The following is an 11,494-nucleotide window of genomic DNA, read 5'->3' as shown; positions in this document are numbered from 1 at the left end:
ATTAGTTTTTTGGTGGCTTTCCATTTAATGGAAAATTAGAATCTATTTTGTAATTCGATTCTAAAGAGAATCCTGACAATAATTGCTAAAAACAAAAAACCCAAACATTGCTGTTTGGGTTTTGTGGTACCTCCAGGGATCGAACCAGGGACACATGGATTTTCAGTCCATTGCTCTACCATCTGAGCTAAGGTACCGTGCTTGTTGCGGGTGCAAATATAGAATGTTTTTTTAATTAAACAATACGTTTTAAAAAAAAAATCTATTTGTATCTTCGCACTTTTAAATAAATAAGATATGATTTTAACCATTGATGTCGGGAATACCAGAATTAAAGGTGCTGTTTTTGAGTCTAATAACGTTTTGGAATATTGTGTTTTTTCGAAAGATGAGGTTCAGAAAAATATCGAAATTATTTTAAAAAAATATCAGGAAATTACTCATTTGGTTGTTGCTTCAGTCGGGAGTGTAGAAAAACAATTCTTTTTGCACTTTGAAAAAATGGTTGAGGTATGGTTTGTTTCCCATGAAGACTCTTTTCCGTTTGTAAATAATTATGCTACTCCAAAAACCCTAGGTATAGATAGAATGGTATTGGCAGCCGGAGCAACGCTACAATTTAAAGGTCAAAATCGCTTAATTATAGATGCAGGAACATGTGTGACTTATGATTTTGTAGACCAAAATGATGTATATCTTGGGGGAGCAATTTCTCCGGGATTGCGTTTGCGTTATGAAGCTTTGCATCATTATACAGAAAAGCTTCCGTTGCTGGATGTAACAGATCCAAATCACTTTATAGGGAAGTCTACTGCAGAGTCAATTCATTCAGGAATTGTAAACGGATTAGTACATGAGATTAGTGGTTTTATTGATGAATATAGTGCTCAGTATTCAAATTTTATAATAATTTTAACGGGAGGGGACACAGAATTTTTGGCTAAACGATTAAAAAATACCATATTTGCCAATTCAAATTTTCTTTTAGAGGGTTTGAATCAACTTTTTCAATATAAAATCAAAAATGATTAAAAAAATTATTGTCACTGCCTGTTTCTTTTTAACACTTGCTTCTTTTGCTCAAAGTGGATCTGCTTCTCCTTATTCTTATTTTGGACTTGGTGAATCTAGATTTAAGGGAACTCTTGAAAATCGTTCCATGGCGGGAGTTGCTATTGAACAGGATAGTATCCATATGAATATATTGAATCCTGCTAGTTATGGTGCAATTAAATTGACAACTTTTACCATGGGAGGTGGGTATACTAGCACAAAAATGAAATCAGACAAAGGAGATGCAAGTGCGCAAAGAACAACTTTGGATTATATGGCAGTTGCCTTATCATTGGGTAAAATGGGTGTAGGTTTTGGATTACTTCCATATTCTTCGGTAGGATATAATATTGAATCTTTAAATTCAGATCCTAATGGTAACAATAATCGTTTGACTGGATCAGGAGGATTAAATAAAGCTTTTTTAGGATTGGGTTATACTATTATACCTAATTTAGTTGTAGGAGCAGATATTCAATGTAATTTTGGAAGAATAAATAACAGTAATTTAGAATTCATTACTTCGGTTCCTATTGGAACTCAAGAACAAAATAAATCTGATTTAAACGGATTTAGTATGAATTTTGGAGTGATGTATCAAGGAAAGATCAATAAAAAATTAAATTACTACAGTAGTTTAACTTATATGCCACAGAGTACTTTGACATCAAGTAACACCAGAACAATTGCAACGGTACAATACAATGCGGATTTTAATGTGGTAGTTATAGATGCTATTGAATCAGAATTGATCAGAAAAGATATAAAAATACCTGAAAAAATAACATTTGGAGCAGGTATTGGTAGATCAAGAAAATGGTTGGTAGGTACACAGATAGTATACCAAAACATTGGAGAAGGAGGAAATGGGATTAATGAAGCTAAGAACGTGTCGTATGAAAACTACTCAAGTTATAGTTTAGGAGGATATTATGTTCCTAATTATAATGTTTTCTCAAAATACTATCAAAAAATCACGTATCGTGCAGGTTTAAAGTATGGTAAAACAGGAACTATAGTTAATTCAAAATCAATTGATGAGAAAGCAATCACTCTAGGTTTCGGATTACCTGCGGGAGGAAGTTACTTATCTAATTTCAATATCGGTTTAGAATTTGGAAAAAGAGGTACGACAGCAAATGGATTGATTCAAGAAAATTATGGTAGCTTTAGTCTAAGTTTTTCTCTAAACGACAAATGGTTTAGACAATCAAAAATCAACTAAGACTTAATAGTTGCTATTAAAATCAATTGGTTTAAATTTAATACATGATTTTTTATAAAAGATATTTCTTGTTTCCGGTCTCACTAACTTTAGCGATAGGTATGGCTATGGGATGTGAGAGTAATTTTAAGGAAGTAAGACAAAATGATTACTCGGAGTTTGTTCCTAGTGGCGATGCTGATAATGTGAATTTAAAATATACAGATTCAGGTAAAATTAAATCAATTTTGATAAGTCCAAAAATGTTGGATTATGCAAACGTAGATTTTGCTTTTACAGAATTTCCAAAAGGAATTGATGTAACCATTTTTGATAACAAAGCAAAGAAAACTTTTATTAGATCGAATTATGCGGTTTCGTATAAAGCAACCAGTATAATAGATTTGCAGGGAAAAGTTAAAATCACTTCCGAAGATGGGCAAATGCTGGAAACGGAACAATTGTATTTTGATCAAAAAAATCAATGGTTTTACACCGAAAAAAAATTTAAGTTAACAGATGCTAAAGGAAGTTCAACGGGTCAAGGAATTGATTTTAGTAAAGACTTTAAAATAATAAATTCGCAACGAATAGAAGGGGAAATAGAATCCTCAGAATAATACAAATAAAAATAACAACATGAATTTCTTAAAATATACCTCTTATCTTTACTTAGCTTTTGGAATCTACTTTTTATACGAAGGATATACACAATGGAGTTCAGGTACCGAGAGTCCTTTCTTGAGCCTTGTGATTGCGGGATTAGCAATTTTCATGTTTTTCTTTAGAAGAAAGTTTGCTAAGAAATTTGAAGATAGAAACAAACAATCTTAGAAAATGGGAATAGGCATTATAATATTGTGTTTAATACTATGTGCTTTTTTTTCAGGAATGGAGATAGCTTTTATATCTTCTAATAAAATTTATTTGGAGTTAGAAAAAAAACAAGACAGTTTTCTTTCAAAAACCCTTACGAAGCTTACCGAAAAACCCTCTAAATTTATAGCCGCAATGCTTATTGGTAACAATATAGCACTTGTGGTTTATGGTTTTTTTATGGGGGAATTGCTAACGAATTGGCTGTTGTCATTCAGTTTTCATTTTTCAGATTTTGCCAGTCTATTAATTCAGACAGTATTATCAACATTTATTGTTCTAATTACAGCTGAATTTTTGCCAAAAGTCTTCTTTCAGATTTACGCCAATTCACTAATCAAGTTTTTTGCTATTCCTACCTATTTCTTTTATAGGTTGTTTTATTTTATTTCTACTTTTTTAATATGGATTTCTGATTTTATTCTGAAAAGATTTTTTAAGACAGAAGGAGATCAGGTACAGCTTTATTTCAGTAAAGTAGAACTGGGAAATTATATTACAGAACAAATGAGTACTGTAGAGGATCATGAGGAAGTAGATTCCGAAATACAAATATTTCGTAACGCTTTAGATTTTTCAGGAGTCAAGGCCAGAGATGTTATGACTCCCAGAACAGAAATTGTAGCAGTAGATTTGTTAGAATCTCTAGAAACTCTTAAAGAATTATTTATTGAAACAGGGTATTCTAAAATTGTAATCTATCAAAATTCATTAGATGATATAATAGGATACGTGCATTCATTTGACCTATTTAAAAAACCAAAGAGTATAAAAGAGATAGTTATTCCTGTTGAATTTATTCCCGAAGCAATTTTTGTAAAAGATGCAATGAATTTGTTGACCAAAAAGCGAAAGAGCGTTGCTGTAGTATTGGATGAATACGGAGGGACTTCAGGGATATTGACTATAGAAGATATTGTAGAAGAGCTTTTTGGGGAAATTGAAGACGAACATGATTCGGATGAGGAATTGATTGAAAAAAACCTTGGAGATGATACCTTTTTATTCTCTGCTCGTTTTGATGTTGAATACCTCAATCAAACTTATAAATTGGCAATTCCAGAAAGCGAATCGTATGGTACTTTAGGAGGCTATATTGTGAATTTTACGAAGGAAATCCCTCAAAATGGAGATGTTATAATTATTGGAAACTATCATTTTAGCATAGAAGAAGCCACAAATAAGAAGATAGAATTGGTAAAAATGACTATTAAAGAGTGATATTTATTTTTATAAATAAAAAAAAACAAAAAAAAAACAGTAGTTCTATAATTATTAATTAGATAATTGTATTTTCGCAAACAAAATTTTAAAATAAACAATAATACACAATGGCAGTTTTATCAAAAATTAGACAACATTCCGCTATAATGATTGGAGTTATTGCTCTAGCATTATTCTCATTTATAATACAAGATCTTTTTACGAAAGGGAATTTTGGTAAAAGCTCAAAAGATGTTGGAAGTATCAATGGGAAAGACATTTCTTTTGAAGATTTTAGAATAAAAGTTAGCAATGTTGAAAAAAGCGGACAAGGAATTACTTCTACTGAAGCTTCAAAAAGAGTATGGGATCAAGAAGTTACCGTAGCTTTACTTTCTGCCGAGTTTGATAAATTAGGATTAAGAGTAGGAGAAAAACATATATTGGATATCCTTAAACAAGACCAAAATATTGGTAAAAACCCAATGTTTTTAAATGCTGCAGGTATGTTTGATGTGGTAAAATTCAAAGAATTTTTTAAATCAAATCCTGAGCAAGCTCAATATTTAAAAGATAGAGAAAAAGATGCTGAATTGAACGCTAAATTTCAAATTTATAATACTTTGATTAAATCTGGTATTTATACAACTGAAAGCGAAGGAAAATTCAATTATGAAATGGCTTCTAACAAAGTGAATTTCTCTTATGTAGCAGGTTTGTATTCTACAATTAAAGATAGTGATGTGAAAATATCTGATGCTGAAATTGTGGATTATATGAAATTGACTCCTAAAAAATTCAAATCAGAAGAAACTCGTGATATAGAATATGTTTTAATTGAAGATAAAGCTTCAGCTGCTGATGTGAATGAAATAAAATCTAGAATTAATGGATTATTATCAGGTAGTGTAGTTTATAATCAAGCTACTGGTAAAAATGATACATTAGCTGGATTTAGATCAACAACAAACGTTGTTGATTTCGTGAATTCAAATTCAGATGTACCATATGATTCTTCATATGTAGCCAAAAAAGATTTACCAGCTGTAGATGCAGATCAATTGTTTAATTTAGCTCCAGGAGCAGTTTACGGACCTTATGTTTACGGAAAATACTACTGTATCTCAAAATCATTAGGGAAAAAAGCAGGAGTAAATGCAAAAGCAAGCCATATCCTTATTAGTTATGAAGGAACACAAGTTCCTAACAAGAGAGAGAAAAGAACTAAAGCTGAAGCTAAAGCTAAAGCTGAAGCAATTTTAGCTCAAGTAAATGCTAATCCAGATAGTTTCCTGATGTTAGCATTCACAAATTCAGATGATTCATCAGCTCAACAAGGTGGAGATTTAGGATATTTTGGTCAAGGACAAATGGTAAAACCATTTAACGATTTCGTTTTTAATAACGGAATAGGAAAAGTTGGTTTAGTTGAGACTCCATTCGGTTTCCACATCATCAAGATTACTGACAAACAAGACGGAATTCGTTTGGCTACTGTAGCTCAAAAAATCGAGGCTTCAGAAGCTACTTCTGATAAAGTATTTACAGAAGCAACTAAATTTGAAATGGCTGTTGCTGATGGTGGTAAAGATTTTAATCAAACTGCCAAAGAAATGAAACTTACTGTAGCTCCTGCAGTTTCTGTAAAAGCAATGGATGAGAATTTTGGTTCTTTAGGAAATCAAAGAGCTATCGTAAGATGGGCATTTGAAAAAGATAGTAAAGACGGTTCTACAAAAAGATTTGAAGTTGCTAATTTAGGACATGTAATTGCAAAAGTTAAATCTATAGATAATTCAGGATTAGTTCCAGTTGCTCAAGTTAGACCTTATGTAGAGCCAATTCTTAAAAACAAGAAAAAAGCTGAAATGCTTAAGGCTAAAATGTCTGGATCATCTTTAGAAACTATTGCAAAAGCGGTAGGTTCATCTGTACAACAAGTGGCAGATGTTACATTAGAAAACCCAGTTTTAGCAGGTGGAGTTGGTCAAGAGCCAAAAGTAGTTGGTAATGCATTTGCTCTAGCTGCAAATAAAGTATCTGCTCCAATTGAAGGTGTTACTGGTGTTTATGTAGTTAAAAACACAAGCACAGTAAAAGCTCCAGCTTTGAAGAGTTATGCTCCTAATGTAGTAAAATTAAAAGCTCAAAGCGCTTCTGATGTAAACAGAGTATTGCCAGCTTTAAAAGAAGATGCTGATATTAAAGATAACAGAAAAGAGTTCAATTACTAAGCAGTAATTGTTCTAAACATAAAAAACCCGATACTACTAAAACTGCAAGTATCGGGTTTTTTATTTGCTATAGATTTCGAATTCAATTCATGAAAAAGAAAGAGATTGCTATTTTATAAAATCATCTCGCTATACGGAATTATAGTTTCATATCCTTTTGAAATGAAATAGGAGCTAGGATTGTCTTTTGAAATTGCCAATATAAAATCTCCGCCCCAGGCTCCAAGACTTTTAATGGTTCCTTTGAAATCTGGAAACAAAAATTCTTTTGCTGTTTTGGTTTCAAGAACGAAGCTAAGCGTCGTTTCGTGATTTTCTAATGCTTCTGCAAATGTATTGAGGTCATCAGCTTTTAAAACGATTTGAGTTATTTGGTTTATGGCTTTCTTCTTTGCTTCTATATTGTTTTTTTTCTCATTATAAGCGGCAATGGCATTCTTGCTACTTTGTTTTTGATTGAGATATACAAAATATAGATTTTCTGTAAATGCAGGGTTGAAATTTACTTTTTCAACTATTGGATTTCCTTGCTCCAGATGATAAATAATAGGGGAGTCATTTTGGGCACAGGCAATATCGTAACCGCTGCCTCCAAAACTGCTTTTAAGCAATAAAAAAGCATCTATTTTGAACCACTGAGCTATGTTGTTTATTAAGGTAGAAGAAGTCCCTAATCCCCATTTTTTAGGAAATGTTAAATGGGTAGTGACATTGTAACCTTCTGAATTTAAAATCGGTTCAGGACTCAATAAATAAGCTTCTCTCAAAATAGTGATTAATGTATTGGCTACCGATTCATTTTCAAATGGTGTAGTTGTAGTTATTGTTGAAAACGGAATCGTTCCTTCAAACCAAACACTTTCATCAGCATCATAACTGGTCCATTTTATTTCTTGGTTTGTCCCTTTTTCTACAATTAAGTTTTGTCCAAATTTTGTAGGTAGGGCCAATGCTTTTGCGCCATCAAGAACTAAATATTCGGCAGTTATTAAAAGTTTTCCGTTGCTGTAAAATGTTTTTTTCATTGCTGATGTTTTAACCCATTCATTATTGGTTACTATCGAGAATGAATGGGTTGTATTTAGGACTAATTGTCTTTTCTTAAATTTTCAATGTACTCAACGACTGCACTGTGGGAGACAACATGATGTTTAAAGTGTTTTTTTATCAAAATGCGTTCCTCATGATTGGCTTCAAATTGGTTTAAAATATTATTTAAGTGCATTTTCATGTGTCCTTCTTGTATACCTGTAGTGGTCAAGGAACGCAATGCTGCAAAGTTTTGTGCTAAACCAGCTACTGCAACAATTTGCATTAACTCTTTGGCTGAAGGTTTTTCAAGCATTTCTAATGATAATTTAACCAAAGGATGAAGGGATGTCAACCCGCCAACTGTTCCTAAAGCCAAAGGAATTTCCAGCCAGAAACTAAAAATTCCATTTTCTATTTTGGCATGTGATAAACTGGAGTAATGTCCGTTTCTGGAGGCGTATGCGTGTATACCGGCTTCGACAGCTCTAAAGTCGTTTCCGGTGGCAAGCACGACAGCGTCAATTCCGTTCATGATACCTTTGTTATGAGTTACTGCGCGAAAAGGTTCTACCTCTGCAATTCGCACGGCTTGAATAAATTTTTCGGCAAAATCTTGAGGGTTTGGAATATGTTTTTCGGCTAATTCTTCAATTGGGCAAGAAACTTCAGCTCGAACGATACAATTAGGAACATAATTAGAAAGTATGCTCATTACAACTTCTATATTTTTTTCTTCTTCAGAAAATAATTCATAATCCAACGCCTCTTCTTTAAGGGTTTTGGCAAATTGCTCTAAGCAAGAATTGATGAAGTTGGCCCCCATGCTGTCTTTAGTTTCAAAAGTAGCATGAAGTTGATAGTAGTTTGGTAATAAATTTGTTTTGTCTTTTAGAATAATGTCCAGAATCCCTCCACCACGTTTTTGCATGTTTTTGGTAATGCTTTCAGTAGTTTCGAATAGTTTCGATTTTAAATAGGCGAAAAATAAATATAATTTGGACTCATCACCTTTATACATAAAGTGAACTTGTCCTATTTTTTCGGTATTGATAACAGTAGTTTTGAAACCGCCACGTGTAGACCAAAACTTTGCAGCTTTTGCGGCAGCGGCAACTACAGAGCTTTCTTCTATAGCCATGGGAATGGTGCTGTATTGACCATTAATCAAAAAATTAGGAGCAACACCCAATGGGATATAAAAATTAGATATGGTGTTTTCTATGAATTCATCATGGAGTTTTTGAATCTTATCGTCAGTATTCCAGTAGTTTTTAAGTAGTGAGATGGCTTCACTTGGAGTAGAAAAATAGTGGTTGGCAATCCAGTTTATTTTTTCTTCTTTGGATAATTTTGAAAATCCGGCAACAGCGTTGTTCATATATGAAATAGTATAGTTAACAAAAGCAAAGATACACATTCCGTTGTATAGTGTTTTTTTTAATTGATAGGTATTTTAAGGTTTAGTTGTTTTGACTTATGAGTGATTGATGTATTTTGTAAAATTAGGAAAGTACTTAAGTTGCATTTTATTTATGAGGCTAAATCTGTATAAATTAAAAAACTGCATTCAATTATTATTTTGATAAACATATTTAAGTGGGGGATAAAATATTATTTTGCAATATTTAACAGTGAGAAAGTGTAATATGTGTAATTTTTTCACTAAAATTGCGCCTTTTATCACTTAATCGATATTATGAATTCAAATAAGCTTACAGCAATATTTTTGTTTTTGTGTTTTACTGTTTTTGGACAACAAAAAATAACAGTTGATGAAATTTTTTCAGGTTCATTTCGTGCCAAAGGTATGGATGAATTGCAATCGATGAAAAATACCAATCAATACACGGTATTGAATAATAATAAGCAAATCGATCTTTACGATTTTGCAAGTTTGAAAAAAGTAGCTACTCTAATTGATGCTAAGGATTACAAAGAACTACCTAAAATTGATAGTTATACTTTTGACTCTTCTGAGAAATTGATTTTATTAGCTTGTAATACCAATCAAATTTTCCGTCATTCTTTTACTGCAGATTATTATTTGTATAATTCAGTAACAAAATCACTAACTAAATTATTTGATTTTCAGATACAAGAGCCGACTTTTTCTCCTGATGGAACTAAAATCGCTTATGCTAAAGAAAATAACTTATATGTATACGATTTAGCTTCTAAAAAAATAACTACAGTTACTACAGACGGGAAAAAGAATGCAGTTATTAATGGAATTACGGATTGGGTTTATGAAGAAGAATTTGCGTTTGTTCGCGCTTTTGATTGGAGTAAAGACAGCAAAAAACTAGCTTACATTCGTTTTGACGAAAGTCAAGTTCCTGAATTTTCAATGTCAATCTTTCAAAAAGATTTATACCCTACAATCGAAACATTTAAATACCCTAAAGCTGGAGAAAAAAATTCAGAAGTTTCACTTCATCTTTATGATGTAAGTACTGCCGCAACTAAAGTTGTAAATTTATCAAACTACAACGATTTTTATATTGCAAGATTGAAATGGACAAATGATGCAAATGTTTTGTCAGCGCAAGTATTGAATCGTCACCAAGATAATTTAGATTTATTATTTATCGATGGTTCTACAGGAACTACGAAAGTAGTTCTGAATGAAAAAGATAAAGCTTATGTTGATATAACAGACAATCTAACATTCTTAAAAGATAATAGTTTTATTTGGACTAGCGAAAAAGATGGTTTCAACCATATCTATTTGTATGACGCTAGCGGTAAATTGAAAAACCAAGTAACTAAAGGAAATTGGGAGGTTACAAATTATTACGGTTTTGATGAGAAAACAAAAACAGTTTTTTATCAATCAGTAGAAAATGGATCAATCAATCGTGATGTTTATAGAATTGCGCTTGACGGAAAAAATAAAGTGCGTTTATCTAAAAACGTAGGTGGAAATGCGGCGACCTTCAGTCCAAATTTCCAATATTATATCAATACATTCTCAAGTGCTTCTCAGCCTACTATTTATACTTTAAATGAGTCTAAATCAGGGAAAGAAATTCAAGTTATCGAAAACAATCAGGATCTTGTTGCAAAATTAAAAGGCTATGATTTGCCTTCTAAAGAGTTTTTTGTTTTGAAAACAGAAAAAGGAAACGAGCTAAATGCTTGGATCATAAAGCCAAAGGATTTTGATGCTTCAAAAAAATATCCAGTATTTATGGTTCAATATTCAGGACCAGGATCTCAACAAGTTGTAAACCAATGGGGAGGTTCTAATGAGTATTGGTATATGATGTTAGCACAACAAGGTTATATTGTTATAGATGTTGATGGTCGCGGAACAGGTTACAAAGGAGCTGATTTTAAAAAGGTAACCCAACTGCAATTAGGAAAATATGAGGTAGAAGACCAAATTGATGCTGCAAAAGTAATAGGAAATTATCCTTATGTAGATAAATCTAGAATTGGAATTTGGGGATGGAGTTTTGGAGGTTTTATGGCTTCAAACTGTATTTTCCAAGGAGCAGATGTATTTAAAATGGCAATAGCTGTAGCACCGGTAACCAACTGGCGTTTTTATGACAGTATTTATACAGAGCGTTACATGCAAACTCCACAAGAGAATCCAGGCGGATATGATCAAAATTCACCAATTAATCATGTAAGCAAATTAAAAGGAAAGTTCTTGTTGATTCATGGTTCAGCAGATGATAATGTGCATGTACAAAATTCTATGCAAATGATGGAAGCATTGATCCAAGCGAATAAACAATTTGACTCTCAAATCTATCCAGACAAAAATCATGGTATTTATGGCGGGAAGACAAGAGCACAGTTATATACCAAAATGACGAATTTTATAAAGGAAAATTTATAAAAATAAGTCAAAACCAAACAAAGTTAAAACCAAAACAATTAA

Annotated in this window: 9 protein-coding genes and 1 tRNA gene; 7 read left to right on the top strand and 3 right to left on the bottom strand. The window is 32.2% G+C overall.

The window, feature by feature from the left end; genetic code table 11:
• Nucleotides 1-124: 124 nt before the first annotated feature.
• Nucleotides 125-197, bottom strand: a tRNA-Phe gene (locus tag OZP08_RS01520).
• 100 nt (nt 198-297) lie between these two features.
• Here OZP08_RS01520 and OZP08_RS01515 point away from each other — a divergent pair.
• The 6 genes from OZP08_RS01515 to OZP08_RS01490 all read left to right on the top strand — a co-directional run bounded on the left by OZP08_RS01515 (nt 298) and on the right by OZP08_RS01490 (nt 6,570).
• Nucleotides 298-1,032 (top strand): type III pantothenate kinase, encoded by a 735-nt coding sequence (locus tag OZP08_RS01515; RefSeq protein WP_268847999.1) that lies wholly within the window; start codon nt 298-300, stop codon nt 1,030-1,032.
• On the top strand, nt 1,025-2,278 hold the full coding sequence (bamG, locus tag OZP08_RS01510) for a BamG family beta-barrel-assembly machinery protein (protein WP_268847998.1): 1,254 nt from the start codon (nt 1,025-1,027) through the stop codon (nt 2,276-2,278). Before OZP08_RS01515 ends, bamG begins: the two co-directional genes overlap by 8 nt.
• A gap of 44 nt (nt 2,279-2,322) precedes the next feature.
• Nucleotides 2,323-2,877, top strand: a complete 555-nt coding sequence (gene lptC, locus OZP08_RS01505; protein ID WP_268847997.1) for an LPS export ABC transporter periplasmic protein LptC — start codon at nt 2,323-2,325, stop codon at nt 2,875-2,877.
• 19 nt (nt 2,878-2,896) lie between these two features.
• Nucleotides 2,897-3,091, top strand: a complete 195-nt coding sequence (locus tag OZP08_RS01500; RefSeq protein ID WP_268847996.1) for a hypothetical protein — start codon at nt 2,897-2,899, stop codon at nt 3,089-3,091.
• Nucleotides 3,092-3,094: 3 nt separating this feature from the next.
• Nucleotides 3,095-4,354 (top strand): hemolysin family protein, encoded by a 1,260-nt coding sequence (locus OZP08_RS01495; RefSeq protein WP_281322826.1) that lies wholly within the window; start codon nt 3,095-3,097, stop codon nt 4,352-4,354.
• 110 nt (nt 4,355-4,464) lie between these two features.
• Nucleotides 4,465-6,570 (top strand): peptidylprolyl isomerase, encoded by a 2,106-nt coding sequence (locus OZP08_RS01490; RefSeq protein WP_281322825.1) that lies wholly within the window; start codon nt 4,465-4,467, stop codon nt 6,568-6,570.
• A 113-nt stretch (nt 6,571-6,683) separates the two neighbouring features.
• On the opposite strand, the gene OZP08_RS01485 is transcribed toward OZP08_RS01490, so the two are convergent.
• Nucleotides 6,684-7,595: a GYDIA family GHMP kinase gene (locus OZP08_RS01485; protein WP_268847991.1), complete on the bottom strand. Its 912-nt coding sequence runs from the start codon at nt 7,593-7,595 to the stop codon at nt 6,684-6,686.
• Between the two features lie 62 nt (nt 7,596-7,657).
• Nucleotides 7,658-8,980 (bottom strand): hydroxymethylglutaryl-CoA reductase, degradative, encoded by a 1,323-nt coding sequence (locus OZP08_RS01480; RefSeq protein WP_281322824.1) that lies wholly within the window; start codon nt 8,978-8,980, stop codon nt 7,658-7,660.
• A gap of 318 nt (nt 8,981-9,298) precedes the next feature.
• Between OZP08_RS01480 and OZP08_RS01475 the strand changes: the two genes are divergently transcribed.
• Nucleotides 9,299-11,452, top strand: coding sequence for a S9 family peptidase (locus OZP08_RS01475; RefSeq protein WP_281322823.1), 2,154 nt, complete (start codon nt 9,299-9,301; stop codon nt 11,450-11,452).
• The last annotated feature ends 42 nt before the right edge of the window (nt 11,453-11,494 follow it).

This window comes from Flavobacterium aestivum (assembly GCF_026870175.2).
Classification (GTDB): Bacteria; Bacteroidota; Bacteroidia; order Flavobacteriales; family Flavobacteriaceae; genus Flavobacterium; species Flavobacterium aestivum.
The sequence above is the reverse complement of the archived record's forward strand: the minus strand, read 5'-3'. Positions and strand labels throughout refer to the sequence as shown.

Excerpts from the sequence above, each read along its gene's own strand:
- OZP08_RS01515 (WP_268847999.1), top strand. The coding sequence starts at position 298 with ATGATTTTAACCATTGATGTCGGGAATACCAGAATTAAAGGTGCTGTT.
- bamG (WP_268847998.1), top strand. The coding sequence starts at position 1,025 with ATGATTAAAAAAATTATTGTCACTGCCTGTTTCTTTTTAACACTTGCT.
- lptC (WP_268847997.1), top strand. The coding sequence starts at position 2,323 with ATGATTTTTTATAAAAGATATTTCTTGTTTCCGGTCTCACTAACTTTA.
- OZP08_RS01500 (WP_268847996.1), top strand. The coding sequence starts at position 2,897 with ATGAATTTCTTAAAATATACCTCTTATCTTTACTTAGCTTTTGGAATC.
- OZP08_RS01495 (WP_281322826.1), top strand. The coding sequence starts at position 3,095 with ATGGGAATAGGCATTATAATATTGTGTTTAATACTATGTGCTTTTTTT.
- OZP08_RS01490 (WP_281322825.1), top strand. The coding sequence starts at position 4,465 with ATGGCAGTTTTATCAAAAATTAGACAACATTCCGCTATAATGATTGGA.
- OZP08_RS01485 (WP_268847991.1), bottom strand. The coding sequence starts at position 7,595 with ATGAAAAAAACATTTTACAGCAACGGAAAACTTTTAATAACTGCCGAA.
- OZP08_RS01480 (WP_281322824.1), bottom strand. The coding sequence starts at position 8,980 with ATGAACAACGCTGTTGCCGGATTTTCAAAATTATCCAAAGAAGAAAAA.
- OZP08_RS01475 (WP_281322823.1), top strand. The coding sequence starts at position 9,299 with ATGAATTCAAATAAGCTTACAGCAATATTTTTGTTTTTGTGTTTTACT.